The 25,584-nt window shown below is 39.4% G+C and carries 26 protein-coding genes; 5 read left to right on the top strand and 21 right to left on the bottom strand.

Annotated features, from left to right (window positions below):
* Positions 1 to 69: 69 nt before the first annotated feature.
* The 3 genes from BT156_RS12530 to BT156_RS12520 form a co-directional block, all read right to left on the bottom strand.
* Positions 70 to 345 (bottom strand): hypothetical protein, encoded by a 276-nt coding sequence (locus BT156_RS12530; protein WP_072410550.1) that lies wholly within the window; start codon positions 343 to 345, stop codon positions 70 to 72.
* A 138-nt stretch (positions 346 to 483) separates the two neighbouring features.
* Positions 484 to 1,098, bottom strand: a complete 615-nt coding sequence (locus tag BT156_RS12525; protein WP_072410548.1) for an alpha-ketoglutarate-dependent dioxygenase AlkB family protein — start codon at positions 1,096 to 1,098, stop codon at positions 484 to 486.
* 115 nt (positions 1,099 to 1,213) lie between these two features.
* The gene (locus BT156_RS12520; protein WP_072410546.1) at positions 1,214 to 1,984 is read right to left on the bottom strand and encodes an XRE family transcriptional regulator; all 771 of its coding nucleotides are present in this window, start codon (positions 1,982 to 1,984) and stop codon (positions 1,214 to 1,216) included.
* Positions 1,985 to 2,045: 61 nt separating this feature from the next.
* On the opposite strand from BT156_RS12520, the gene dinB reads away from it, so the two are divergent.
* From dinB to BT156_RS12495, 5 genes are all read left to right on the top strand, one after another.
* A complete protein-coding gene (dinB, locus tag BT156_RS12515; RefSeq protein WP_072410544.1) occupies positions 2,046 to 3,188 on the top strand; it encodes a DNA polymerase IV in 1,143 nt (380 codons plus the stop codon).
* 9 nt (positions 3,189 to 3,197) lie between these two features.
* Positions 3,198 to 6,275 carry a DNA polymerase III subunit alpha gene (locus BT156_RS12510; protein WP_072410542.1) on the top strand — a complete coding sequence of 1,026 codons (3,078 nt, stop codon included), beginning with the start codon at positions 3,198 to 3,200 and terminating at the stop codon, positions 6,273 to 6,275.
* Between the two features lie 118 nt (positions 6,276 to 6,393).
* Positions 6,394 to 7,047, top strand: coding sequence for a hypothetical protein (locus BT156_RS12505; RefSeq protein ID WP_072410540.1), 654 nt, complete (start codon positions 6,394 to 6,396; stop codon positions 7,045 to 7,047).
* 208 nt (positions 7,048 to 7,255) lie between these two features.
* Positions 7,256 to 7,966 (top strand): YozE family protein, encoded by a 711-nt coding sequence (locus tag BT156_RS12500; RefSeq protein WP_072410538.1) that lies wholly within the window; start codon positions 7,256 to 7,258, stop codon positions 7,964 to 7,966.
* A gap of 278 nt (positions 7,967 to 8,244) precedes the next feature.
* Positions 8,245 to 9,495: a pectate lyase family protein gene (locus BT156_RS12495; RefSeq protein ID WP_072410536.1), complete on the top strand. Its 1,251-nt coding sequence runs from the start codon at positions 8,245 to 8,247 to the stop codon at positions 9,493 to 9,495.
* A gap of 73 nt (positions 9,496 to 9,568) precedes the next feature.
* On the opposite strand, the gene BT156_RS12490 is transcribed toward BT156_RS12495, so the two are convergent.
* The 18 genes from BT156_RS12490 to BT156_RS12405 all read right to left on the bottom strand — a co-directional run bounded on the left by BT156_RS12490 (position 9,569) and on the right by BT156_RS12405 (position 25,538).
* Positions 9,569 to 10,993: a bifunctional metallophosphatase/5'-nucleotidase gene (locus BT156_RS12490; protein WP_072410533.1), complete on the bottom strand. Its 1,425-nt coding sequence runs from the start codon at positions 10,991 to 10,993 to the stop codon at positions 9,569 to 9,571.
* 11 nt (positions 10,994 to 11,004) lie between these two features.
* Positions 11,005 to 11,433 carry a DsrE family protein gene (locus BT156_RS12485; RefSeq protein WP_228430117.1) on the bottom strand — a complete coding sequence of 143 codons (429 nt, stop codon included), beginning with the start codon at positions 11,431 to 11,433 and terminating at the stop codon, positions 11,005 to 11,007.
* A gap of 20 nt (positions 11,434 to 11,453) precedes the next feature.
* Positions 11,454 to 12,059, bottom strand: coding sequence for a TlpA family protein disulfide reductase (locus BT156_RS12480; RefSeq protein ID WP_072410529.1), 606 nt, complete (start codon positions 12,057 to 12,059; stop codon positions 11,454 to 11,456).
* Positions 12,060 to 12,077: 18 nt separating this feature from the next.
* A complete protein-coding gene (locus BT156_RS12475) occupies positions 12,078 to 12,620 on the bottom strand; it encodes a TlpA family protein disulfide reductase (RefSeq protein ID WP_072410527.1) in 543 nt (180 codons plus the stop codon).
* Positions 12,620 to 13,726, bottom strand: a complete 1,107-nt coding sequence (locus BT156_RS12470; protein WP_072410526.1) for an efflux RND transporter periplasmic adaptor subunit — start codon at positions 13,724 to 13,726, stop codon at positions 12,620 to 12,622. The genes BT156_RS12475 and BT156_RS12470 overlap by 1 nt, the downstream gene beginning before the upstream one ends.
* A 14-nt stretch (positions 13,727 to 13,740) precedes the next feature.
* Complete coding sequence (locus tag BT156_RS12465) at positions 13,741 to 16,899, bottom strand: efflux RND transporter permease subunit (protein ID WP_072410524.1); 3,159 nt, start codon at positions 16,897 to 16,899, stop codon at positions 13,741 to 13,743.
* Positions 16,900 to 16,908: 9 nt separating this feature from the next.
* Positions 16,909 to 18,276 carry a TolC family protein gene (locus tag BT156_RS12460; RefSeq protein WP_072410522.1) on the bottom strand — a complete coding sequence of 456 codons (1,368 nt, stop codon included), beginning with the start codon at positions 18,274 to 18,276 and terminating at the stop codon, positions 16,909 to 16,911.
* Between the two features lie 104 nt (positions 18,277 to 18,380).
* Complete coding sequence (locus BT156_RS12455) at positions 18,381 to 18,749, bottom strand: hypothetical protein (RefSeq protein WP_139255473.1); 369 nt, start codon at positions 18,747 to 18,749, stop codon at positions 18,381 to 18,383.
* 97 nt (positions 18,750 to 18,846) lie between these two features.
* A complete protein-coding gene (locus BT156_RS12450) occupies positions 18,847 to 19,551 on the bottom strand; it encodes a thioredoxin domain-containing protein (RefSeq protein WP_072410519.1) in 705 nt (234 codons plus the stop codon).
* Position 19,552: 1 nt separating this feature from the next.
* On the bottom strand, positions 19,553 to 19,849 hold the full coding sequence (trxA, locus tag BT156_RS12445; RefSeq protein ID WP_072410518.1) for a thioredoxin: 297 nt from the start codon (positions 19,847 to 19,849) through the stop codon (positions 19,553 to 19,555).
* 12 nt (positions 19,850 to 19,861) lie between these two features.
* Positions 19,862 to 20,095 carry a hypothetical protein gene (locus tag BT156_RS12440; protein WP_072410517.1) on the bottom strand — a complete coding sequence of 78 codons (234 nt, stop codon included), beginning with the start codon at positions 20,093 to 20,095 and terminating at the stop codon, positions 19,862 to 19,864.
* A gap of 7 nt (positions 20,096 to 20,102) precedes the next feature.
* Positions 20,103 to 20,714 carry a class I SAM-dependent methyltransferase gene (locus BT156_RS12435; RefSeq protein ID WP_072410516.1) on the bottom strand — a complete coding sequence of 204 codons (612 nt, stop codon included), beginning with the start codon at positions 20,712 to 20,714 and terminating at the stop codon, positions 20,103 to 20,105.
* Positions 20,714 to 21,028, bottom strand: a complete 315-nt coding sequence (locus BT156_RS12430) for a rhodanese-like domain-containing protein (RefSeq protein ID WP_072410515.1) — start codon at positions 21,026 to 21,028, stop codon at positions 20,714 to 20,716. The genes BT156_RS12435 and BT156_RS12430 overlap by 1 nt, the downstream gene beginning before the upstream one ends.
* 1 nt (position 21,029) lies before the next feature.
* Complete coding sequence (locus BT156_RS12425; RefSeq protein ID WP_072410514.1) at positions 21,030 to 22,421, bottom strand: MBL fold metallo-hydrolase; 1,392 nt, start codon at positions 22,419 to 22,421, stop codon at positions 21,030 to 21,032.
* A 396-nt stretch (positions 22,422 to 22,817) separates the two neighbouring features.
* Positions 22,818 to 23,300, bottom strand: coding sequence for a DUF6691 family protein (locus tag BT156_RS12420; RefSeq protein WP_072410513.1), 483 nt, complete (start codon positions 23,298 to 23,300; stop codon positions 22,818 to 22,820).
* 11 nt (positions 23,301 to 23,311) lie between these two features.
* On the bottom strand, positions 23,312 to 23,875 hold the full coding sequence (locus tag BT156_RS12415) for a YeeE/YedE family protein (RefSeq protein WP_072410512.1): 564 nt from the start codon (positions 23,873 to 23,875) through the stop codon (positions 23,312 to 23,314).
* 162 nt (positions 23,876 to 24,037) lie between these two features.
* Entirely contained in the window at positions 24,038 to 24,832 is a 795-nt protein-coding gene (locus BT156_RS12410; RefSeq protein ID WP_072410511.1) for a sulfite exporter TauE/SafE family protein, read from the bottom strand.
* Between the two features lie 73 nt (positions 24,833 to 24,905).
* Complete coding sequence (locus tag BT156_RS12405) at positions 24,906 to 25,538, bottom strand: Crp/Fnr family transcriptional regulator (RefSeq protein WP_072410510.1); 633 nt, start codon at positions 25,536 to 25,538, stop codon at positions 24,906 to 24,908.
* Between the last annotated feature and the right edge of the window lie 46 nt (positions 25,539 to 25,584).

Genomic DNA, 25,584 nt, shown 5'->3' with positions numbered 1-25,584 from the left:
TAAGCCTAATACTTTCCTTACAACCAGAAAAATAATCTTACAACAATTTATATTGAAATAGTAATTATTTCAAAATGGCAAATTAGTATTAGCGGAGACTTCACCAATTAAAGTTGTAATTATTTTTTTCACAAACAAATTTAATTTTTCAACAATGAGTTGACTGAAAACTTTGAGTTCAAGATGAGGCGAATTATTTGTTAAAGGAGGTTTAAATAAGGTAATTAAGTAGTTACCTGGTGCACTGAAAGGTATAAACTTATTTCCAAATTCAAAAGATAGTAACGCATTACAAAAATGCGTAAAAATATCAGAATTGAAACGTGACCAATCAATTGTTTTCATTCACATCTAATGATTAATATATGAAACTAAAGATAGAAATATAAAGCGAAATATTGCATAAGATGTAATTTTTAATATTGCTACAAATTATTTATTAAATCCAATCCTATTTTGACAAGGCCAGTAATTATATATATATTAACTTTCACGAATCATTCGAAATGTCAGATTAATTCGTTCTTTCATTGGTATAGTAGATTTGGCAATCCGATGTTCCCAGTTTTCCTGTAAATCCCCTTTCATAATCAGTAATGAACCGTTTGGAAGTGGCAGACTGTATTTGCTCTGATGATGGTCTTTTTTTCTGAAATCAAAGTTTCTGGTCTGTCCAAGGCTGATAGATGCAATAACAGGTCTTTTTCCATATCTGCTTTCCTTATCTCTGTGCCAAGCTACTGAATCATTTTGGTCACGATAAAGGTTTAATAGAACCCCATTGAACCTACAACCAAATTCTTGTTCAATTCTTTCTTTTAATGCCAGCAACTCCGGAGTCCAGGGATTGGTACTTGAAGTATTATTATCAGCCGATTCGTAAGATTTTTTGTCATTACCATACCAGGCGGTTAGTCGTGGGGTTATGACTGTCTTATCATACATTTTCTGGGTACGTTGTTCCCATGGAGCCGTTTTAAACAGATGGTCTTTCAATCGATCCGCCTCTTCCCTGCTCAAGAAATTTTCTTTATATTCCAAAAGGTCTTTTGGAAATTCGTAAAATTCTTCAGTATCAAATAAAGTCAGCTGGCCCATTGCAATTTTCTTTTAAAATATTTTTCTTTATGCTATCCCATTTCTATGGGATATTTTTTTATCATTTGTGTTTTTAATTTTCTTTTTGGGAAGGTCTTTAATTAACAGACTATGTTTAAAAACTAGAAACCTTATTTTCCAGGTTAAGAATCGTGGTCTTCAAATCCCCAATCATCATTTTTAAATTGGCATAATCCGGCATTAAAGGTTTATAGTCTTTAGGTAAAATTCCCATTACATAACTCCATATTTCAACTATATCCCCTAATGCAATGTCATAAGGTTCATAAAATAAATTATCAGCTGCTACCATAATTGATTTTTTATTTCTCTTTAAAAATGTCTTATAAGTGATACCTTCCTTAGTCACAAAAACATAATCCTTATCAGGTTTAAGGTCATCCAGTTTTTCAACATATTCTCCGATAATTATAGATTGATCGGCAAAAGGTGGCATTGAATCGCCGTCTGCCAGAAAGCCTCTGTATTTTCCATTTTTTAAAAATGGCAGAAGAATCCTCATAAGTTTTTCAATATAGCCAGGATCATTGAAGCCTTTCAAATAACCCATTGAAACTTTTTGTGGAACGATCTCAATGTAATTATTACCATCCTTATCCACAACAATAGGTAAGACTACCCGATTATTGGGCAGATTCAAAATATCATCAATTGGATATTTTCGAATGTCAACAGTAACTAAAAGATCAATGCTGATATTGTAATATTTGGAGATCCTTATCAACACATCAATTGGCGGTTCTGCCTTTTCATACTCATAAGAAACATATCTCGATCTGGTAAGAATGAGTTCATCCGCCAGCTTCTGCTGCGTTAGATTTTTCTTACCTCTTAAAAACACGATGTTATCTGCAAAAATTGACATTGTCATAATTTATGACAACAAATATACATAATTTGTTTAAAAACGTGACTAAGTTTGCAGTATGGAAAGAGCAATTGCACATATGGACCTGGACACATTTTTCGTATCCTGTGAGCGGCTGAAAAACTCTGTGTTGGAGAAACAGCCCGTGATCATTGGAGGCGGTGACCGTGGTGTGGTGGCATCCTGCTCGTATGAGGCGAGGGAATTCGGTGTCCGCTCGGCAATGCCCATTAGGATGGCTTTGAGGTTATGTCCTGAAGCCAGAGTGATCAAAGGTGATATGGAATATTATTCCAATATGTCACATGTGGTGACCGAGGTCATTCAGGAAAAAGTACCGGTATTGGAAAAAGCAAGCATTGATGAATTTTATCTGGATCTTTCAGGAATGGATAAATTCTTTGGCTGTTACCAATGGACGAATGAAGTTGCCGATGCCGTGATGAAAAATACAGGCTTGCCGATCAGCTTTGCCCTTTCTACCAATAAGACGGTCTCCAAGATCGGGACGGGTGAATCCAAGCCTATTGGGAAATTGGAGGTAAAAGCATTGGATGTCCAGCCTTTCTTAAATCCGTTATCGATAAAAAAGATCCCGATGGTGGGGCCTGAGACCTTCCAGTTGTTTTCCAGATTAGGTGTCAAGACCATAAAGACCCTTTCTGAGATGCCGGTCGATGTATTACAGGAACTGGTCGGAAAGAATGGAACGGTACTTTGGAAGAAAGCACACGGTATCGATGAAACGCCGGTCATACCCTATTGTGAAAGAAAATCGATCTCGACGGAGAATACATTTTCTCAGGACACTATCGATATTCAGAATATCAGAAGTGTATTGTCAGGAATGGTTGAAAAGCTCTGTTATCAGCTGAGGCACGAAAAATGGCTGACCTCAACGGTTTCCATTAAGATCAGGTATGCCAATTTTGATACGGAGACCAAACAATGCAGGATCCCCTATACTTCGGCTGACCATACCTTATTGCGGTATGTTTTGGAACTGTTCAATAAGGTCTACACAAGAAGAATGAGGATCCGATTGATCGGTGTCAGGTTTACCGGTCTGGTTCATGGCCTTCATCAGATGGATCTTTTTGAAGATACGGAAGAACTGATCTCTTTGTATCAGACAATGGATCATCTGAAGGACAGGTTCGGTCCATCCAGTGTCGGGAGAGCATCAGGTCTATTACTTTAATATTTTATTATGTTTCTGAATTGCCATTCATATCACAGTTTACGTTACGGAACCATCTCTATTGAAGATCTGGTCCAGCTGGCTGTTGACCATCGATTAAAGGTTTTGGCACTGAGTGATATCAATACGGTTACCGGTATCTACCAGTTTTACAGGCTTTGTCAGGATAATGGAATCAAACCGATCGTCGGTGTTGATGTACGGATTGAGAATGAACAGTATTATATATGTCTTGCAAAAAACCCAAAAGGTATCGCAGAGATCAACAGGCTTTTGACCAATTATAATTGTGAAGGAATTGAGATTCCTAAAGCTAATCCTGAACTGGAAAATACTTTTGTGATCTATCCTTTAAAAAATATTCCTGAACAACTGCTGGACCATGAATTTATAGGAATAAGACAGGATGAGATAAACCTGCTGTTCAATCCTGAACTAAAAGCTCTGATCCATAAAATGGTCATCCTGCAACCGGTCACTTTTAAGACAGATGAGGAATATGAACTGCATAAAGTTTTACGGGCAATAGCAGGAAATACTTTATTCAGCAAACTTACAGAAGATGACTACTGTAAAAGCAATGAGACCTTTATTGGTAAAAGAGGACTGTTAGACAAGTATTCCCAATATCCGGAGATCGTTGAAAACACCAAATATATTGTCAATGCTTGCAGTTTCGATTTTGACTTCAAGACACCAAAAAATAAAAAATATTATACCAATAGCAAAGAAAATGATTTCAAACTGCTGAATCAGTTGGCTTTTGAAGGCTTATGTGATCGCTATTCTCTTGATAATGGGCAAGCCAGGGAAAGAATGGAAAAAGAATTGGCAGTTATTGACCAGTTGAATTTTTGCGGTTACTTTTTAATTACCTGGGATATTGTACAATACAGCAAAAGTGTAGGATTTATGCATGTCGGAAGAGGAAGCGGTGCCAACTCCATTGTCAGCTACTGCATCGGGATCACTGACATATGTCCTTTGGAACTGGATCTTTATTTTGAGAGGTTTCTGAATCTTAACCGGAAGACACCTCCTGACTTCGATATCGACTGGAGCTGGAAGAACAGAGATGCCATATTGGAATATATCTTTAAAAAATATGGAAAAGACCATGTGGCATTCTGTGGGACCAATGTAGAATTTAAAAGCAGATCTAGATTCAGGGAACTGGGCAAAGTATTCGGATTGCCAAAAGATGAACTCGATCAGCTCTCCAAAAGACCGAAAGATCAGCATGATCAGAATTCCATCGTTCAGGAGATCTACAAATATGAGAAATTACTGATAGGTTTTCCTAACCAAAGAAGTATGCATTCCTGTGGGATCCTGATCTCAGAGGAACCGATCACGAACTATTCTGCCTTGGAATTTCCCCCAAAGGAATTCCCGATCGTACAATTTGATATGCATACCGCAGAGGAGATCGGTCTCGAAAAATTTGATATTCTATCACAAAGAGGATTGGGAACCATAAAAGATACGGTCAGACTGATCGAAGAAAAAAGAGGGATCACTGTCGACATTGAGGATACAAGGATCTCAAAAAATGAGGCCAAGTGCAACGAATATCTGAGTATCGGAAAGACGATTGGCTGTTTCTATATTGAATCGCCTGCTATGCGGGGCTTGTTGAGAAGATTGAAGTGTGAGAATTACAAGGTTTTGGTGGCTGCCTCATCCATTATCCGTCCCGGTGTGGCACAGAGCGGGATGATGCAGGAGTATATCTTTCGGCATAACCATCCTGATCAGTTTGAATATTTTCACGAGGTTTTTGAAAAGGAATTGGGAGAAACCTATGGAATCATGGTCTATCAGGAGGATGTCATCAAAATTGCCCTTCATTTCGGTGGTGTTTCTGCAGAAAACGGTGATGTCTTGCGCAGAGCCATGAGTGGCAAAGGCCGTTCTTTATCTGCATTGCAGAAACTAAAAGATGAATTCTTTGAGTCTTGCAGGAAAAAAGGACATCCTGAACAATTGTCCCAGGAAGTATATCGCCAGATCGAATCTTTTGCTGGGTATTCATTCTGCAAGGCACATTCCGCTTCCTATGCCGTAGAAAGCTATCAGAGTCTCTATCTAAAGGTTTACTACCCTATTGAATTTATGGTCTCAGCCATCAACAACGGTGGTGGATTTTACCGGACGGAAGTATATGTTCACGAGGCAAAAATGGCAGGAGCGACCATTCATAATCCCTGTGTTAACCTCAGCGAATTTCAGACGACAGTGTATGGAACAGACGTATACCTGGGTTTTATGCACATTGAAAAACTGGAAGCCTCGCTCAAGCAGCTCATTACTGACGAACGAAGAAACAATGGAGATTATACATCACTTGAGGATTTTATTAAAAGAGTGCCCATCGGTATAGAGTCACTGCAGATACTCATTTTTATTGGCGCCTTCAGATCTACAGGGAAACAAAAACATGAATTGCTGATCGAAGCCAGATTTCTATTGTCTAAAGGGCAATATAGAATAAAAGTCATTTCTTTATTTGATGAGCCGCAGAAGGATTATCAACTGCCGGTTATTGAACGGAATCAATTTGAAGATGCTTTTGATGAAATTGAGATATTGGGCTTTCCTGTCTCCTTTTCTATGTTTGACCTGCTGAAAACTAAGTACAGAGGCCATGTGCTGGTGAGGGATCTGCTGAAATATCATAAAAAACAGGTCAAGATGCTGGCCTATTTGATCTCCAGAAAGCATGTGCCCATTAAAAAGAAAGATCATCCCGGAAAGAAAGATGATATGTATTTCGGAACCTGGATCGATGCTGAAGGGGAATATTTTGATACCGCCCATTTTCCGGACAGCCTGAGAAGGTTTCCTTTTAAAGAAGGTGGGATCTACCTATTACTGGGAACGGTTGAGGTCGATTATCATTTTCCTACAGTAACCATTACCAAGATGGCAAAGATGCCGCTGATCGCAGATCCACGTTATTCAATGGACAAGTATAAAGCCCACGAAATAGAAAGGAGCCTTCGTGAAGATGTGAGCTTAACTTTTAGGGAACCTTATCCGCATGAAAAAGAGATCGGATTGCCCCGACATAAAATGTTACGATAACGCACGAGCCTATTTGGAGCAATATTATAAAAATTTAATCAGAATAAAATTCGTGATAAAAGACTGACCTTCAATAATAATGATCTGATCTACAAAATATATTACTAATTTTATAATTATGAGTAACACCATCCATATCAACAGAAACCAACTTGAAAGTCCTCTGGAAGAAATTTTCATCCAGCAATTTGAAAAGTTTGTGAATGACCGTTTTGAGATCATACCACAATATGAGATCCGAAATTCCGCCGGACTTTTTCGCTTGGACTTTTTATTGAGATCTAATGACTATCTGGTTGCCATCGAGCTTGACGGTAAAGAATTTCATGACGAGTGGAGAGACGAATGGAGAGATGCACTGATGCTGGGAAATAAACAGATCGATTGTATTTATCGTTTTCGTGGAAAAGATATAACAACTTATATTCATGAATGTCTCTATTCAATATTTATGAATGACCGTCAACTTTTTGACAGTCGTTACGCCCAGGTATCGAAATCGCTTATTGATACGGAGATATTTGATCACTCGGAGTTTCATCATTTGGCTGATTATCTGATCTACTCAATTCCTACGACCGATGAATATGGAGAAGCAACAGGAAGACATCACGATATTCGAATTGTCAGAAGACATAAAAATGACAGTTCTCAATATTGGAACAAGCTTTATGAATTTTCAAAAAAATATACCGGCAAAAATATAGATGAACTGATCGATATTCGAAAGGGAGATCAAAGGTTCGGAAAAGGTCTCTCAGATATTATTTAAAATAGTTTCTAAATAAACTTTGATTATATCATGTTTATTAGGTTAGTTTCTATATATTTGTGTAGGTCTACTCTACAGAGCCTGCCACCCACTAGTAGCAAAGCTGATAAGCACTGTAATTCTTTTTAATTGAATAACTTTTGTTTCATACACAAGAGTAGTGGTTAGTGGGTGACATTTATTTCTTGTGAAATAAAAGAGAAATTCAATGGAACCGAACAATCATACGATCAGTTTTTATAAACTACAAGCAAAAAAGCTTAAAAGAGAACTTGGAATTCAGCATACTGAGGCTTTGGATATTACTGCCAAAAAATATGGATTTTCAAACTGGAAACACTGCCTTAGGAGTTTTGATGCAGAGCCACAACCATCTCATACCATTGTAGCACATCTAACATTCACCGATTGGTTGAGCAAACAGGTCAACAGGGATTCACCGCTAGGCGATCTGGCCAGAGACGTGAAAACGGATAGCACATGGCCGTCATTTGACAATCTTGAGAACTATGAATCATATTTAGGATCAAAAAGTGCTGCAAGAGAAGCTGTCAATGCTTTGAAAAATGCGTGGAAAAGCTACAATGCAAATATTAAACGCAGTCTGCAGCCAAATAAGGATAAAATAGTAACAAAAACACCAACACCTAAAAATGATATTAGAAAAATCGTTTTCGTGAAAAATGTTATTCCTTTACACTACAGCAAAAGAGTACCAGAGAAGTTTAATGTCGGAGATGAGGCCTGGATCTCCAATGATGGACGTAAAGCCATACCTGTAGTTATTACAGAGGTGGATGAACGGCACTATTCCTTTAGGGTAGAAAGACCTTTGAAAAATGCCGGAGATGAATATTACTATCGGCTAGACGAGGTTCGTAGTACTCCGGAACTTGCTTGTCTGAATCGATTGGCATAATAACTTTGATATCTTCCTTCTGTACCTATAATGAAGTGGAAGTTTTATTAACATTAAAGATGTCCTTGGATCTGTAACCAAGGGCATTTTTTATGACTGCAGTTTTCCCTTCTGACCATTTTCATCACTGATGGAAGCTTCTATTTCCTGTCATTCCTTGATTCACCAAAATATTTCTACATTATTGAGAATTATCGTAATTAAGATTTTTAAAAAACAGAAAGTGCAGGACACTCCATCAGTATGTTCGCACTAATTTCGCTATAAATCAAATGGCTATGTTTTGGAAAATATCTCTATCCTTCATTTTATGTTCTTTCAATTTGATGATCAATGCGCAACAGCTGGCCTTTCCTGGAGCAGAAGGCTTTGGGCGCTTTGCATCGGGTGGTCGTGGTGGAACTGTTTATCGCGTTACCAATCTTAACGATACAGGCAGTGGTTCATTCAGGGATGCGGTAAGCCAAACCGGTAGGACTGTTGTTTTTGATGTTGCCGGTGTGATCAAGATCAAAGAAAAGATTGCAGCAGCTCCAGGAATTACTATTGCCGGGCAAACTGCACCAGGTTCCGGAATCACTGTATATGGTAATGGTATCTCCTTTGGCGGAAATTCTATCATCAGGTTTATAAGGTTCAGAGGAAGTATTGATATGCCCAAAGGTGCTTGTACTGTAGTGGCGGATGACCTGAAGGATATTATTTTTGATCATGTTTCCATTCAATGGGGCAGATGGGACAACCTGCATATAAAGAACAGTACTAATATTACCCTGCAATATTGTCTTATTGGTGAAGGTATCGATCCGCAGCGTTTCGGCGCCTTGTTGGAAAATCCTGTCGATATAACAGTACACCATTGCCTGTGGACAGGCAATCAAAGCCGGAATCCCAAAGCAAAAGCAAAAATTGAATATATTAACAATGTCGTGTACAACTGGGGCAAAAGTGCTTTCGTTGGAGGACATTCGGCGACAGATCATTATCAGGACCTTGTAGGTAATTATTTTATTGCCGGACCGAGTTCGACCGATCATTTCCTAGATATGTTCACTGCTACCGATCATGTTTATCACAAAGATAATTATGTAGACCTCAATAAAGATGGCAAAGTAAACGGGCGGTTGGTCACTGATGAAGATTTTATCAAACAAACTGCAACGCTTGTAAAAGAACCATCTGCAATATCAAGAAGTAATGTTACGATCAGTGCCGCCGTAGAAGCATGGAAAGTGGTCTTGGCGCAAGCTGGGTCTTCTTTAAAACGGGATGCGGTTGATAAACGGATCATCGGATATTTTAAAAGCCTTGGAAAGAAAGGCCAGATCTTTAAAACGGAAGTCGATGCCGGAGGGCAACCGGAAGTGAAGCAGGAGACATCAAAGCTGAAAGATACAGACGGCGACGGCATACCTGATGACTGGGAAAATAAAAACAGACTGAACTTGAATGATGCCGCAGACGGATCGGTCATCACTCTAACAGGATTTACTAATCTGGAAAACTTTATCAATAGCCTGATCAAATAGCAACATTCAATCATCGGAATTGCCCAGCACATAAAATAAAAGGCAGAGGATCTTCGGATCTTCTGCCTTTATTTCAGACCAAAAGAAAAGAATCTTCAGATCTTTTAATGTTAAAATTATTCTCAAGATAATATGTCATTGCTGTTATGGCATTAGATCCTGTCTCTGTGCGGTTTTTTCCATATTTCTTTGGAACACCCTGCTCGGTGAGGAAAGCAACTTTGTAAACCTTGTCTTTTTGTAAATGTCTTCCCTGAAAATAGATTTCCTGAATTCTGTAACCCGGCGGATTTTCAATGCGCATCAAAATTCTCAATCCGTTGCAACGCTTAACATAGCCTCCCATTTGTTTCATCGGCTCTGCGCAAAAGGTCCTCTCCAGATTTTCTTCTAACATTTCGAAGATCTCTTTTCCAGTAAGCTCTGTGGTGGAAATAGGCGGATTCATCGGTACGATTTTGTATAAGTCCCATAGGGTAATATTTCCGACATCTATAGGTGCACCATAGCGCCATCCATTGGAAAAGGAGATATCAACGTCCGTGGCAAAATTGACGGCAGACAGAAGAAAGTCATCCATAGTAGAAGACAGCGTGGAATAGCGGTGCAAAATATGTTCTGTCGTCCCCAATACTGTACTTTTCATTTCAGAAAAAGACTGTAAACTTTTTTCAACCATATCTTTAACTTCTACATCTTCATCAAGACTGTCGTCAGTTTCAATGAGCTTGTAATCAAAATGTGTAATCATTCCATTTTCGACATCAAGCTTTAGATGTCCTACAAATGATCCGTGGCAGCCACATTGGATGATAATGCAGTTTCCTGCTTTTTCTGCTTCGTACATCCTCTTATGGGTGTGTGCACTGAGACAAATATCGATTCCTTCCACTTTTTTGAGCAGTTCGATATCTTGCGGATAACCATTGTGCGACAAAAGAATAATAATGTCCACAGCATCCTCTCTTAATTCTCTGACGCATTGATTTGTCTCTTCAATTCCATCGGTCACCGTTATGCCTTCACTGAACTTCTCCGGCATTGTCTTATCGATAATATTGGAACAGATCCCGATAATACCAATTACGAGTCCTCCAATTTCAGATATTTTGTAAGGTAGCAGAAATCGTTTTCCCTGCTCATCAAAAACATTGCAGCCCAAGACGGGATAATTGAGCTGGCTTTCCAATTTTAACAGATGTCTTGGTGTATAGGCAAAGTCCCAGTGTCCTACCATTGCATCAAATCCAAGTTGGTTAAGTATGGGAATCAAGACCTCTCCTTTCGACTGTACCACCGGAACTGTTCCGTGAAACGTATCCCCTCCGTCGAAGAGCAATGCGTTCGGATTTTCTGCCCTGATCTTTTTGAAGATGGTCTGAATTCTGGCATAACCTCCTGCACTTTTAACATATTCTTTCTGATAGTCATAAAACAGCTCTGGATGGGGTTCCATATAGCCGTGCACATCGTTGATGAATCCTATTGATAATTTCATAATTTCCAATATTATGGTTTAACTATTGCCCATCCTTCATCCTGTCTCAAAATCATCTCCCCATTTCCGCTGGGGGTGTAATTTACAAACTCAAATAATTCGGACTTTTCGATCTTTTTTTCACGAAGGGTATTTTCGCACTGTACCATCACTACCCCCTTATCTTGCAGACCTGTAAGAAGTTCTCCATAGGGATTTTTCTTTCTGAACATTTCCACTCCGCCCCCAAAGGCCAGCAGTTCGACCTTCAGTTTGCCTTTCAGCCTGGGATCTTCCATCGCGTTATTGATATTTCTGATAATGACTCTGATTTTCTGGTCATCACCTTCATTGATCACATACAAAGCCTTGTACTCCTTATTAATAGATTTTGCAGATTCGTAAACTGTTGCCTTTTGCGCAAAACCCATAAACCCTGTCAGGAAAACTGAGATGGTCAATATCTTAATTAAGTTTTTCATTATTTTTCATTTAAAAGTTGATTGATTTCTTGATAGAATGATTCTTTGCTGTAGTCTGCCATTCCCGCATGATGCATCCTGATTTTTCCTGATCTGTCCAAAACGACGGTCGTAGGAAGCGAACCATTAAAAAAAGCAGTTGGAATCGAACCTTCTGCAACTAAAAACGGAACAGTGAATTGTTCTTTCTCAAGATACATCTTACCCAAGGCGGTCTGCTCATCCAGATTGACTGTAAGAAAAACAAGATCTTTATTGGGTTTAGATCGGTCGTAGAATGTCTGAATCGAAGGGAATTCCGCACGGCAAGGCGGGCACCAAGACGCCCAGAAGTTAATAAACACCACTTTTCCCTTGAGGTCAGAAGTATTGATGATCTCACCTTTATCATTCCTGACACTGAAGTTTTCAGTACTGGACAAAGGAGTCGACTCAACGGTCGGCTCTGTTTCCTTTTCTTCAATCTTTGAGTTCATAAGACCGGTAGAGATGATCTGGCGCATCAGCCATGCTTTTGCATCGGGACTCACAAGCAACACGATGAATATTGACACCAAAAGTGCCGTACTCCAGTTCTTCCGAAGCCATATTTTAAATTTTTCCATTGTTCTTATTTTAATAAATTATTGTCCGGTTAACTTTTTCAGTGCTTCATAAATCTCAGGCTGGTCAAAATCTTGCCCTCCCTGCATCTGTGCTTCGAGTTCTCCTTTTTTATTAAAGATCAAAGTCGTCGGAATTGCTCCCTGAAAGTACTGCGAAGGAATAGTGTCGGCTGCGACATACACCGGAAGATCGTAGTTTTTATCCTTCATAAATTTCTTAGACTTTGTCAGGTTGGCTTCCACATTGAGAAGGACAAAAACGATATTGTCATTTCCCTTGAATTTGTCTTTCAGGTCTCTGATGCTCGGCATTTCTTCGACACAAGGCCTGCACCATGTGGCCCAGAAATTTACAAAGACCACTTTTCCTTTCAGTTCACTCAAAGCAATTTTCTTTCCGTTCTCATCGATTAAGATGATATCCTCATTATCATTTACATTATTTTGTGGGATGGGCCCATCCTGATTCTCAACTCTTGATTGCATCGCACTCAAAGAAAAAGAAAACAGGGTCATCATAAGAATGAAAATAGGTGTTTTAAATTTTAAGGTCGTTATCATTATTTATTTTTTTTTGGGGTTGATATCTTTCCTTCCTCAATTTCTTCGGAAGGTTTTACTAGAACTTTGTCATGGCCGGATAGTGCACCAAAGACCTCGGTCATTTTTTCGTAGGTGATTCCTTCTTTCACAGCAACTCTGCTTACCGTATTATCATTGAAGGTCATCACAAAGGTTCCGGATTGAGTCTGCAGAATACTTTTCGTGGGTACAAAAAATGTAGGTGCACTTCTTTTCAGATTGAGCTGGACCTGTGCATATTCTCCCCCTTTTAAGACAGTGCCCGGATTTGGAACGTCAAACTCAAGGGTCATCGAACGGTTTTCCTGACTGATAACACCGGAATTCCTTGAAAGATGCGCTTCAAAATTTTTTCCTGGGATCGAGTTGACCGTAAATTGCGCCACTATCCCCTCATTGACACTTGATGCGTGTTTTTCAGGAAGAGATACCGTCAGTCTCAGCTTATTTTTCTGAGCGATACTGAAAAGAGCCATTCCTGAATTGGGACCAACCAAGGCTCCTACCGACAGATTCCTATCCATTATCACACCACTGAAAGGTGCCGTGATCCTAAGGTACTGATTCATCTGTGAAGACCTACCGGTGCCCGCTTTTGATGCCTCGTATGTTGCTTTGGAACTCTGCATAATGCTTTTAGCCCTATCCAGTTCTATGTCCGCAACAGCTCCTTTTGTACTGGCAGCATCCTGCAATCGCTCAAAAGCCTGTTTAGCATAAAGATAGTCGGTGTATGTTTTCTGCTGTGAAGATTTATCGGATAGGTAATCCTGATTCATTTCTGGTGCTTCCAGAACTGCAAGAAGCTGACCTTTGGTCACAACTGAACCTCTGTCAACATAAATTTTCTTGATAAATCCGGCAACCTTCGCAAAGATCTGCACCGATTCATAAGGTTTCAGTTCGCCTGGAACGGAAATCTGATAAGTGGGATTTATCAGCTTGATTTCTGTGGTCACGAAAGACCGAGCAGGCTGAACTGTTTTTTTTGTTTCATTTTTACTTTCCTTTTCGCCCGAGCAGGAAATCACTCCCAAAAGAACGACCGGAATAAAGATGTATTTTATTTTATTGATGATTTTCATTATTTTTTAATTATTTAAGATTGTACGAAAAATTTACTTTCCTCATCTTCCGGATCCAAGGAAGGATTTGAATGTCCTGCATTGGACATTACTGCTGCAAAAAAATGCGGAACCAAAAGCAGAATGGTAAGAGTGGATGCGATGATACCACCGATAACAGCTCTACCAAGTGGAGCAACCTGCTCAGAACCTTCCCCGATACCGATTGCCATAGGAATCATCCCGGCAAGCATCGCCAAAGCGGTCATCAGTACAGGGCGGAGTCTGGACGCCGCTGCCATTCTCGCAGAATGAAGCGCACTGATATGGTAATGTTTACGGTAGTACTCTGCCTGATTGATAAGTAATACGGCATTTGAAACCGAAACACCGATGGACATAATCATCCCCATATATGACTGGAGGTTGAGCGTACTGCCGGTAATGAAAATCAAAACAAGACTTCCCACGATCACGGAAGGAATCACGGAAAGAACAACAAAAGGTACTTTAAATGACTGATAATAAGCAGAAAGCATTAGGAATATCGCTAGTACTGCCGCCATAAGTCCCATTGCAAGACTGTCGAGTGTATCATCCAGTAGCTGCAGTGTGCCTTCTGTCCAGACAGAAACACTTTTTGGAGGTTTTCCGGTCTCACTGATGGCATTTTTCACCGCTTTGGAAGCAGAGCCCAGGTCTTTTCCGTACACATTTCCGATAATCGTTAAATATCTCATAGGTCCCTTTCGGTTGACCTGTGCAGGTGCGGTCGTTTTTTTAACTGTAGCAATATCTTCAAGAACAGGTCTCGGGCTGTCTTTTTTCAGTGGAAGTGATTTCAGGATCTCTTCAGAGTTCATTATACTTTCTGGAATCTGGACCTGTGTCTGAAAGACAAGTCCTGATTTTGGGTCGACCCAGAGGTTCTTGTCAGTGTAGCGGGTTGAAGAGGTAGCGGTCACAAGACTGCGTGTCACATCCTGCATCGTCAGTCCGAACTGCGCAGCGAGATTTCGGTCTACGTTGATCTGTAACGTCGGATATTGAAGTGGCTCTGCAATGCGGACGTCTCGCAGGAAATCGTTACTTTTTAGCTTTTCCTCTATTTTTTTTGCGTGAGATGCCGCCAGTTTCAGATTCGGAGATCCTACCTTGATTTCTATCGGGGTCATCGATCCCTGTCCAATGATTTTTTCGGTAAGTTCCATCGGTTCAAAATTGATTTGCGCTTCAGGATGCTTTTCAGCAATCGTCTTGCGGATCTTTTCTTTCAGATCTTCCATAGACCCTGAAAAGAACTCCTTATTTACAGAAACCTGCAAAACAGACTGGTGTGTTCCGTTGGTGAAAAGAAATATGGGATTAATCGGCGTTGCTGCCGGATGTAAACCGACATAGGCCGAACTGATGCTGACCGCATTTTCTGGCAAAATACCTTCAATATCTTTGAGAATATCCTTCACCAGCTTTTCAGTTTTCTCCAGACGGCTTCCCTGTGGCGCATCAATTCTCATCTGAAAATCACCGCTGTTGGAAAGAGGCATAATATCGGTTCCCAATGAGCGCATCATTAAAAATATTAAAAGACCCGAGAAAATGATATAGGCCGAAAACAACACCAAAGTCCTTCCCGACCATTTTCTCATTTTGTGACTGTAGCCCGCTCTGAATCGATAGAAAAAACTCCTGTTTTTAACATAATGCTTCTCAATATGCTTATTCTTCATCATCCAGTTAGCCAGGATCGGAACGAAGGTCTGGGATGCCAGAAAGGAAGCTATCATTGCGAATGCAACTGCAAAAGAAAGCGGAAGAAACATATCTTTTGGAATGCCCGTCATAATGAAGGCAGGCGTAAGAACAGCCAAAATACATAATAATATCAGCACCTTCGGAATGGAAATTTCAAGTACTGCATCAAGAATGGCTTTGGGTTTGGTTTTCCTCATTTCCATATGCTGGTGGATATTCTCGATCGTGACCGTGGCTTCATCTACCAAAATTCCGATGGATAAGGCTAACCCACTCAAGGTCATTATATTAATAGTATATCCTGCAAAATAGAGTACACAGACGGCTGTTAATATTGCTATGGGAATTGTAAAGACCACGATCAGTGCACCTCGAAGGTCACCAAGGAAAAGAATAATGACCAGTCCTGTAAAGAGTGCACCCAAAAGTCCTTCATGAATTAGATTTGAAAGGGAACGTTCAATATATTTTGACTGGTCAAATTCATAACTTACCTTCACATCATCTGGAAGCTGATCTCTCAGTTTTGGCATTGCTTTTTTTAGATTTTCAACTGCTGTCAGTGTTGAAGCATCTGATTTTTTGATCACCGGGAGATACACAGAGCGTTTCCCATTGACCAATGCATATCCAGATGTCTGGTCAGCTCCATCCTGAACATTGGCTACATCACCCACGTAAAGAGTTCTACCGTCTTGGGTCTTTATCGGGATTTTAAGAAACTCCGCAGGATCTTTGGCTATGGAATTGATCGGTGCCATATAATTCGTTTCGCCCATTCTGATATTTCCTGCTGGCGAAGGATGGCTGCTTTTTGTGATCGCCAAAGTAATTTCTTCCGGACTCAGTCCGTTACTCTGCATTGCAGCCGGGTCAATATTTACAACGATCGAACGGATGTTACCCCCAAAAGGTGCCGGAGCCGTAATACCGGGAATCTCAACAAACATCGGCCGGATTTTGGTTAGGACCATTGTCTGAAGCTCTGTTACAGAGTGATTGTCACTTTCAAAGACAAGTTGACCGACCGGAAGTGAATTACCGTCAAACCGCACAACCATGGGCGGTACTGCACCGGGTGGTAAAAATCCCATTGCCCGTGAAACCTGCGTAGAAACCTCACCTGCAGCCTGAGCCATATCGGTGCCTGGATAAAAGGTCAGTTTCATTAAGGTCAGTCCCTGAACACTTTTGAAATCAATATTCTTGACACCATTCACAAAGAGTAAAACTTTTTGAAATTCATTGGACATAAAACCATCCATATATTGAGGTGAAAGCCCTCCGTAAGGCATCGCAATATACATTGACGGCAACTCTACCTCCGGGAAAATATCTACTTTTATTTTTTTTATAGCTGTAAGGGAAAGCACAATGACCGACAGGAAAACGACCATGACGGCAATGGGCTTTCTGAGCGCAAAACGTATTAAATTCATTCTAAAATTTTAAAGTTGGGTAAATAAATAATCAAAATCGCCGGTGAGTTCAGCCTTTGCTATGACCTGCTCCCAGAATTCTTTTGCGGCATCGATCTGACTTTTTTCTGCATTTTCAAGAATCTGACGGATCTGTAACAGTTCAGTGAGGGTAATAAGCCCACTCTTGTATCTTGCTACATACATTTCGTACGCATCTGATGCGCCTTTCACAGAAGCACTTTCTTTCTTAAGTTGTTTTTGCTGTTCTACAATCCTGCTTTCAAGGGCTTTAATCTCAGTCTGCATTGATAGCTGATACTGGTTTTCGAGATAACCCAGACGTTCTGCTTCTTTTGACATCATATTGGCTTTTTGCCTGTTCGTATGAAGACTGCTGATATTCCACGTCAATCCAAGTCCAACAAGAGCATTGTTGGCAGAATTGGAGAAACCATCGGTAAATTTCCCTGAGACATTGCCATATGGATCGGATCCTGAACCTCTGTAAGCATAACCTCCCAAGATCTTAAGCGACGGAAGTGATGATCTTCTCTCTGTTTCCGCTTTGGTCTGGTAGTATTCGGACTCCTGATGGACGGACTTTAAAAAAGGATGTGATGGATTAACCTTCTCACTGTTAAAAGAATTTATTTCAGGGTCAAGAAAATGACTGACCTGGTAATCCTCTACTTTAAAATTATCAATGTAAAATTCCTTAAGTTTTTCTGTGGCTGCCTGCTGCTTTCCAAACCAATTATCTTGCATTGCCAATGCCTGAACGTACGATGAATAGGTAAGTACAGAATCTGCTTCCGGTTTGAGACCGGCACGCGAAAGGGCTTTGCTTGAACTGTGGATTTCTTCGAGCCTCGTCGAGTTTCTCTCTGCCCATCTGAGCTTGGCGCCATTAAAGACATAGTCAAGATAACGTTGTGATAGCAATTTTTTGAGCCTCAGCAAATAGGATTCTTTATCTGTCCTGAGCTTTTGTGTGAACTCATTTGCTGATCTTTCCTCGGATCTCTGACGCCCGAAGTTGTAGATCTCGTACTCCGCAATGGCTGAGCCGAAATTGTTTGAGGATAAAGAGGAGCCTGAATTCCTGTTTCCGGAAACATTAAAAAAACCGGACTGTGGGAAAAAACCACCACTGCTTCCCTCTAATGTTCCATAGGTATTTTGATATTGAAGCTTTACCTGTGGTAATGCCTTGGATTTTACTGTCTCTTCGTTATATTCTGAAGATTCTATTGCAGACTCGGCTGCACGGATCCCTGAATAGTTTTTTTGTGTTTCTGTCCATATTTTACCCAAAAGTGATTCTTGCTGGGCATAAAGGACAGACTGTTGAGTAATCAGCCCAAAAATAAGGACTGAAAGACTTTTTCTTATCATTGTATGAAAGATTAACAGTTACCGAAATGATTCCGATAAGGATTAATAAAAATTTAAAATCAATCGTTTGAGTCTCTACAAGAAGAGACCAATTAAATTTTAAATCAAATGATAAGTTTGCGGTATTGTATGAAGATGGGAACCGTATTTCCAATTTTGGAAGTACTGTAAAATGGATGTACTCTAAGATTTATAAACAGAAATGCCCCTGCAAATAGAATGAATGTAAATGCAGCAAGCTCCTGAAAATCCGCCACTGAAAAATGGGTATCATTTTTAGCGGTAATTTCTCTTTCCTTGCAAAAGTTGCAGACAGAGGCCGTGGTTGTGTTGGTAGTAAATTTCTCCTTTGGTGCGGAGGTATGACTTTTAGCGGAAGGCTGCAGACTGAGTAGGTTTTTGATACCGTATTTTACAGCGCAGGAAGAAATTAAAATACATATAATGAAAAACATTGAAATAACGCTTTTCATTATATGATTGGTATTTAATTTCTGATAAGTCATTCCTGCAAATATAAATTTTTAATTAGTAAGGTCAAAAACATTAACAGAATTTATATGAAATACATTATTGTGCAATCTTGTTTTTCACTTCCTGCTCTGTTGCAAAACCTAAATTATCCCAGACTAATTTATCGTTTTTATATAGCTTCAGGACCGGTAGTGCAGAAACATTCAGTTCTTTGCAGAGTTCTGTATTTGCATCTGCATCTATTCTTAAAATTTTCACCTTATCCGGCATTTCAGCAGCCATCTTTTTAAGGTAAGGCTCCATCTTTTTGCAGGGAGCGCACCACTCGGCATAAAAATCTACCAGAACGGGAGTATTGGTTTTCAACATTTCCTTATATTGGGCAAGACTAATTCCTGCAGCAGTTGATGCTTTGATCTCCGGAAGCTCAGCGTTCCTCCACTTCATCATCCCTCCCTGCATTTCATATACATTTTTAAAACCCATTTCCTGAAGTTTTGCAGCGGCGGCCGTACTTCTGGGTCCGCTCATACAATACACAAATACAGGTTTATCCTTATCGAGCGCTTTTGCTTTCTCTGTGAAGTCATCTGCATTCCAGTCGATGTTCATTGCACTTTTAAGATGACCGTTACGAAATTCTCCAGGTGTTCTTACATCAACCAATTGTGCATCTTTGGTCTGGTCCAATTTTTTAGAAAATTCTTTGGCAGGAAGACTGCTCTCGCTTTTGTTACTCTGAGCTTTTCCGCATCCTGTAATTGCGATGAGAAAAAATACAACTATTAGGTTTTTATACATTTTAAAGGTTTTGCTTGATTAATCTTTCCAGTTCATCCGCCTGAAAAACACCGGATTGTTTCCATTTTACTTCTCCATTTTTGAAGATCATCAAAGTAGGAACACTTCGGATTCCGAACTGCGCTGCTACTGCCTGATTTTTATCGATGTCAATTTTAACAATGCTTGCTGCATCACCAATATTCTTTTTGAGATCCTGAAGAATAGGCGCCTGCATTTTGCATGGACCGCACCATTCTGCGAAGAAATCTACCAATACGGGTTTCTCCTGACTGATTAGTTCCTGAAATTTATTCATTTTACTCAATTTTTATATAATTTCCTCGTAATGTACTTCATCATTGCTGTTTTTTAAATCACGAGTCGGCATCGAACAGTTTCCTGTTGTACAACAGCCTAGATTCAATAATGGCATTGCAACAAAAATTGCTCCAATAGCCGCCAGCAACCACATTCCTGATTGTATCGATTCCACCATAAGAAAAATTCCCATTGCCAAACGAAGCATTCGTACAAAGTTCCATTTTTTCAATAAATTATTCATACTTTCTCTATTTTTTTGTACCAAATAAACGCACAACCGATGCTTTTCCCTGATGATAAGGACCTTCATTCAGTACAGTTTCGGATATAAATGCTTCCTGAAAATCAAAATCGAAAAAATCAGTTTTCAAATCTTCTATATCATAAAGCATTTCCGAATCTTTCGGTCCTCCTGCTTTTGGATTTTCTTTCTGAAACACGGAATGGTCTTTACTAAATCCTTCCAGAATAATCTTTCCACCTTTCCTGACAAGCGAAGAAAATTGCCTGTGCAGATCACGTCTCATTTTTTCAGGAAAATGGGCAAATATCATTACCAATAGGTCAAAACTCCCGTTTTCATAGTTGATTTGATCCGCCGAAACCGAATTATAAGTAATGGTGACCGAATTTTTATCCGCAAGTCGCTCAGCTTTCTTTTTGCCTTCTTCACTCTGGTCGAAAGCATCGACTTCAAAACCTTTCGTCGCGGCAAAAACAGCATTTCTGCCTTCTCCTTCAGCGGGAAAAATTGCTTTCCCCAGTTTAAGTCCAGCCAATTTTTCTGCAAAATACACGTTGGGCTGATCGCCGTAAACGAAATCAGATTGCCTGTATCGTTCGTTCCAGAGGTCTTTCATTATTTTTCGATTAGTTTAATCATATTTTTTAGGCTTCCGCCATTAAAAATTTTAGCAAGTCCGTTTCGCTCTAAAGTACCTTTTGCTATTGCACTTCGGGTTCCACTTTTACAAAAAACAATGATATTTTCCTTGTTTTTGAATTCTGAGAGTTGGTCTTTAATCATTCTCAGAGGAATGTTCACAGCTCCTTCTGCACTTCCTGAAGCAAATTCTCCGGGAGTTCTCACATCAACTAAAAAAGCACCTTCATCCAAAGCTTTTATCACAGCAGAATTATCCTTTTTGCCAAATAACAATGATAGTAAATCCATTTTATTTCTTTACAGGGTTAGCTTTTTCTGTCCATTCCTTCATTCCGCCTGAAAAATTTTTCACATTCACAAATCCATTTTTTTTCAGCAGTGAATATGCAATGGTGGCTCTATCACCGCTTTGGCAATGAATGACCACCGGCTTACTACTGGATATCTCGTCAAGATTATCTTCCAATGTTCCTACAAAAACATTTTCGGCATTTTCGATATGTGCAGTTTCGTATTCCGTTTGATTTCTTACATCTACTACCTGAATGTCATCTCTGTTCAGATATGATCTAAATTCTTCAATTCCTACAACGTCAGCGGTTTGGAGATCTAAGCCTAAATTTTCAACTGTAACGATATATCCCAACATTTGATCCATCCCGATTCTCATTAATTTCCGTGTAAGATCGTCCATTTTTTCTTCCGGAGCGATCAGAATGAAAGGTTCCGAGTAATCTACGAGCCATCCCACCCAAGTGGAAAAAGAATTATTCCCCTGAATATTAATACTGCTTGGAATAAATCCGTCAGCAAAATCTTCTTTGTTTCTCGTATCAATTATTTTAACGCCATTATGGTAAGCCTCCAAAAACACACCTTTGGAAAGTTTCTTATGTTTGGGAACTTCCGTCAATAAAGGCCTTTCCACTTTATTAAGCTTCTTCATCATTGCGAAATATTTTGGAGGTTCCGGCTGCCCTTCCAGCAGATAGTCTACAAAACCGTCCTCATCTTCGTCGTACTGGAAAGCCCAATTGGTTATCTTTTCGTAACCTACCGTAGAACTTGGAACTGCTCCCAAAGATTTTCCGCAAGCGGAACCAGCACCGTGGCCTGGCCAGACCTGGATAAACTCCGGCAGTTTAGTGAAATCCCTGACAGAATGAAACATTTCTTTCGCACCATCTTCCTGATTACCGACAATTCCGGCAGCCTTCTCCAACAGATCAGGTCTTCCTATGTCGCCAACAAAGATAAAGTCGCCTGTAAAGATCATTACCGGTTCGTCAGTAGCAGGATGGTCAGTCAAAAGAAAACTAACACTTTCAGGTGTATGTCCTGGTGTATGAATTACTTTTAGGCTAAGATTTCCAACAGTAATAATATCTCCGTCGGTTACACCAATATGCGGAAACTCATATTGCCAGTCCTCACCACCTTCATCCGAAAGATACATTTTAGCTCCGGTAACTTCCGCAAGTTCTCTGGAACCTGACAAGAAATCGGCATGAATATGGGTTTCTGCAATATGTGTGATCTTCAGATTGTTTTCATTGGCAACCTGTAGATAGGTATCAATATCTCTTTTGGCGTCTATTACGATGGCTTCGCCTTTCGCCTGACAACCGATTAAATAACTGGCCTGCGCAAGGCTCTTATCGTAAATATGCTGAAAAAACATCCATTAATTTTTTAAAGGTTAAACTTTTAATTTTTATAGTACAAATTTCAGTGTTTGTAAATTGCCATACCGCTACTTTTGTTACATAAGTTAATTTTTTTTAATCTATCAGTCGTCACTCTACTAAGATAACTATAATTGTTTTCTGATAGATCGTTTCCTGATCGGTATCCTCTATATTAGTTTTTAATATACAAATTAGTGAACGAATGCTACCCCTATTACCTAATACGTCAGGATGTGACCTATTTGTCTGAAAATAATTTGATGATCTGATAATAAAGCAAGAAATACAGATCATCAACAGTGATAAACAAGACATATCCCTGAATAAAAAAAGAGACTGCATCCAAGCCGAACCAGTCTCAAAGAATTAGATTTTTACTGAAAAATATATTAGTGGGGTAATTTATCCCTCAAATATCCATAGACCCAGGTTCCTAAAATAGCACTGATTAAAGTAACGACAACTGCCAATGCTCCCGTTCCGATCTGTGCAAAAAGGGGTCCCGGGCAAGCCCCTGTAATCGCCCAGCCAAAACCGAAAATCAATCCGCCATAGATCTGCCCTTTGTTAAATTTCTTCGGTGCAATTGAAATCTTTTCCCCATAAATTGTTTCGATGTTGAATTTCTTAATAATAAACACTGAAATCATTCCTGTAAGAACTGCACTACCGATTACGCCGTACATAAAAAACGACTGCAAACGGAACATCTCCTGAATCCTGAACCAGCTGATGATCTCTGCTTTTACAAAAACAATTCCGAATGCTACTCCCACAAAAAGGTACTTCAGATTGTAATACCATTTTTGAGTCAAATAGCTTTGTGTTGCGCCAACGCTGTCCTGTGGACTTAAATCTTTTTCTTTTGTCATCTTATTTCAAATTAAAGTGAAAGAATAATCGGCAAAATCACATTCGCCATTAAAAAACCTCCTGCCATAAAACAAATGGTTGCAATGAGTGATGGCAACTGTAAATTTGACAATCCCATAATAGCATGTCCACTGGTGCAACCACCCGCATAGCGTGTTCCGAAACCTACCAGAAATCCACCGACAACCATTGTGATGAAACCTTTTAAAGTTAACAGACTGGCAAAATTCATTAACTGAACTGGAACGAGATTGCTGTAATCGGTAATTCCGTACGTTGCTAACTCAGCTTTTAAGTTGGGATTGACAGAGATTTCTCCCGGATTCATCAGCCACTGGGAAGCAATGATTCCACCTAGTACAATTCCGAAGACGAAAAACAAATTCCAGAGTTCTTTTTTCCAGTCGTATTTGAAAAAATTAATGTTGGCAGGAATACACGCTGCGCAAATATGCCTTAAAGAGGAACTGATTCCAAAAGATTTGTTGCCCACTATCAGCAAAGCCGGAACTGTAAGCCCTATTAACGGACCCGCTATATACCACGGCCAGGGTTGTTTTATAACTTCTATCATTGTACTTAATTAATTTATTTCAAAATTATATCTTTAGGATTACTATTACGGTTACTTTTGTTACAGAAGAGTTATTATTTCTTTTTCGCTCTATTGCAAAAAATAACGAAGATGGATGTATTAATTCTTTGCCAAAATTATACTGCAAAAGTCGCTTAACAGTTACAAGAAAATTTCTCTTACGATGATGAAAATTCCCATTGTTAGAATGAACCAGCCGAAAGCAGGTTTGAGTTTTCCACCGTCTATTTTTTTTGACAATTGTGCCCCTATGATAATCCCTAATATAGAGATGGATGAGACCGTTGCAAGTAGTTTCCAGTTGATGGGAACATTATGCATTGAAGTAAAAAATCCAATAAGGGAATTGAGGGAAATGATGACGAGCGAGGTACCGATGGCCACCTTCATTGGGGTTTTTAGGAGATTGACGAGTGCTGGAATAATCATAAAGCCCCCACCCGCACCGACCAAACCAGTCAACACCCCAACTGCAGAACCTTCTCCCAATACTAAAAGAGTGCTGTTTTTATCGGAATGAATGGTTTGTATTTGCAGTGCTTCGCTTTTATAAATCATTTTATAGGAAGCGAGGATCATTAATACTGCAAAAATCAGAAGTAATAAGATATCTTTGGTCACCACCAAAGTACTGATTGTAAAAACCTCATCGGGAATCAGTGGCAAAATAAGATTTCTGGTCAAAAAAATAGAAATTATTGACGGAATGCCAAAAACCAAAGCGGTTTTCATATTGACCAGCCCTTTTTTAAAATAGGAAACTGAACCTACCACACTGCTGATTCCAACTATGAAAAGTGAATATTCTGTGGCTACGAAGGCATCTATACCAAAGAGATATACTAAGACAGGCACAGTAAGAATACTTCCCCCTCCTCCTATCAGCCCTAAGGAAATACCAATAAATATTGCGGCAATGTATCCGAAAATTTCCATCTCTTTACTTTTATATGACAAAAATGGATATTTCGTGTTTACTGCACCGCTACTTTTGTTACATAAGAAAATTTTAATTCAGATCTGAAACAATAATTTTGTTTCTTCCCAATTTCACTTTTCCAGAATCTTCCAATTGCTTTAGAAGTCGGGAAACAACAACTCTTGCTGTTCCAAGTTCATTCGCAAGTTGCTCGTGAGTAACGACTATAGTATTTGAATTTGCTATTTCTGCTTTTTTAGTAAGAAGATTTAGTAGTCGCTCATCTACCTTTTTAAAAGCTATAGCATTAATAATATCCAGTAATTCTTCAAAGCGTTTGTGATATAGTCTGAAAATATAGTCCAGCCATTCCGGATATTCTTTGATAAAGAGCGACACCTTTTCTACAGGTAAGAAAAGTATTTCGGAATCTTCTTCAACTTCTGCCTTTACAATACTCTTTTCATTATGCATTCCACCAAGAAAAGACATAATGCAGCTTTCACCTGCTTTAATATAGTATAATAATATTTCTCTTCCATCTTCTTCCGTTCGTATTACTTTCAACAATCCCTTCATTACAATTGGTATAGAGCGGATCGAAGCATTTTCATCTAGAATGATTTCACCTTCCCGGTAGGTTTTTAGATTACCATTTTGGTAAAGCTTATCAAGTAATTCCTGTGAAGAAATGACATCGGAAGAAAATGCAGTATGTTCCATTGCAAAAATATTTCATCTAATATAATGTAATTCTTCTGAATGTAAA

Origin of the sequence: Chryseobacterium limigenitum (genome assembly GCF_900114875.1) — a bacterium.
Lineage (GTDB): Bacteria > Bacteroidota > Bacteroidia > Flavobacteriales > Weeksellaceae > Chryseobacterium > Chryseobacterium limigenitum.
This window is presented reverse-complemented; position numbering and strand designations above follow the sequence as displayed.

Bases quoted from the DNA above. Each gene is read 5' to 3' on its own strand.
- BT156_RS12530 (WP_072410550.1), bottom strand. From the start codon at position 345: ATGAAAACAATTGATTGGTCACGTTTCAATTCTGATATTTTTACGCAT.
- BT156_RS12525 (WP_072410548.1), bottom strand. From the start codon at position 1,098: ATGGGCCAGCTGACTTTATTTGATACTGAAGAATTTTACGAATTTCCA.
- BT156_RS12520 (WP_072410546.1), bottom strand. From the start codon at position 1,984: ATGTCAATTTTTGCAGATAACATCGTGTTTTTAAGAGGTAAGAAAAAT.
- dinB (WP_072410544.1), top strand. From the start codon at position 2,046: ATGGAAAGAGCAATTGCACATATGGACCTGGACACATTTTTCGTATCC.
- BT156_RS12510 (WP_072410542.1), top strand. From the start codon at position 3,198: ATGTTTCTGAATTGCCATTCATATCACAGTTTACGTTACGGAACCATC.
- BT156_RS12505 (WP_072410540.1), top strand. From the start codon at position 6,394: ATGAGTAACACCATCCATATCAACAGAAACCAACTTGAAAGTCCTCTG.
- BT156_RS12500 (WP_072410538.1), top strand. From the start codon at position 7,256: ATGGAACCGAACAATCATACGATCAGTTTTTATAAACTACAAGCAAAA.
- BT156_RS12495 (WP_072410536.1), top strand. From the start codon at position 8,245: ATGTTTTGGAAAATATCTCTATCCTTCATTTTATGTTCTTTCAATTTG.
- BT156_RS12490 (WP_072410533.1), bottom strand. From the start codon at position 10,993: ATGAAATTATCAATAGGATTCATCAACGATGTGCACGGCTATATGGAA.
- BT156_RS12480 (WP_072410529.1), bottom strand. From the start codon at position 12,059: ATGGAAAAATTTAAAATATGGCTTCGGAAGAACTGGAGTACGGCACTT.
- BT156_RS12475 (WP_072410527.1), bottom strand. From the start codon at position 12,620: ATGATAACGACCTTAAAATTTAAAACACCTATTTTCATTCTTATGATG.
- BT156_RS12470 (WP_072410526.1), bottom strand. From the start codon at position 13,726: ATGAAAATCATCAATAAAATAAAATACATCTTTATTCCGGTCGTTCTT.
- BT156_RS12465 (WP_072410524.1), bottom strand. From the start codon at position 16,899: ATGAATTTAATACGTTTTGCGCTCAGAAAGCCCATTGCCGTCATGGTC.
- BT156_RS12460 (WP_072410522.1), bottom strand. From the start codon at position 18,276: ATGATAAGAAAAAGTCTTTCAGTCCTTATTTTTGGGCTGATTACTCAA.
- BT156_RS12455 (WP_139255473.1), bottom strand. From the start codon at position 18,749: ATGAAAAGCGTTATTTCAATGTTTTTCATTATATGTATTTTAATTTCT.
- BT156_RS12450 (WP_072410519.1), bottom strand. From the start codon at position 19,551: ATGTATAAAAACCTAATAGTTGTATTTTTTCTCATCGCAATTACAGGA.
- trxA (WP_072410518.1), bottom strand. From the start codon at position 19,849: ATGAATAAATTTCAGGAACTAATCAGTCAGGAGAAACCCGTATTGGTA.
- BT156_RS12440 (WP_072410517.1), bottom strand. From the start codon at position 20,095: ATGAATAATTTATTGAAAAAATGGAACTTTGTACGAATGCTTCGTTTG.
- BT156_RS12435 (WP_072410516.1), bottom strand. From the start codon at position 20,714: ATGAAAGACCTCTGGAACGAACGATACAGGCAATCTGATTTCGTTTAC.
- BT156_RS12430 (WP_072410515.1), bottom strand. From the start codon at position 21,028: ATGGATTTACTATCATTGTTATTTGGCAAAAAGGATAATTCTGCTGTG.
- BT156_RS12425 (WP_072410514.1), bottom strand. From the start codon at position 22,421: ATGTTTTTTCAGCATATTTACGATAAGAGCCTTGCGCAGGCCAGTTAT.
- BT156_RS12420 (WP_072410513.1), bottom strand. From the start codon at position 23,300: ATGACAAAAGAAAAAGATTTAAGTCCACAGGACAGCGTTGGCGCAACA.
- BT156_RS12415 (WP_072410512.1), bottom strand. From the start codon at position 23,875: ATGATAGAAGTTATAAAACAACCCTGGCCGTGGTATATAGCGGGTCCG.
- BT156_RS12410 (WP_072410511.1), bottom strand. From the start codon at position 24,832: ATGGAAATTTTCGGATACATTGCCGCAATATTTATTGGTATTTCCTTA.
- BT156_RS12405 (WP_072410510.1), bottom strand. From the start codon at position 25,538: ATGGAACATACTGCATTTTCTTCCGATGTCATTTCTTCACAGGAATTA.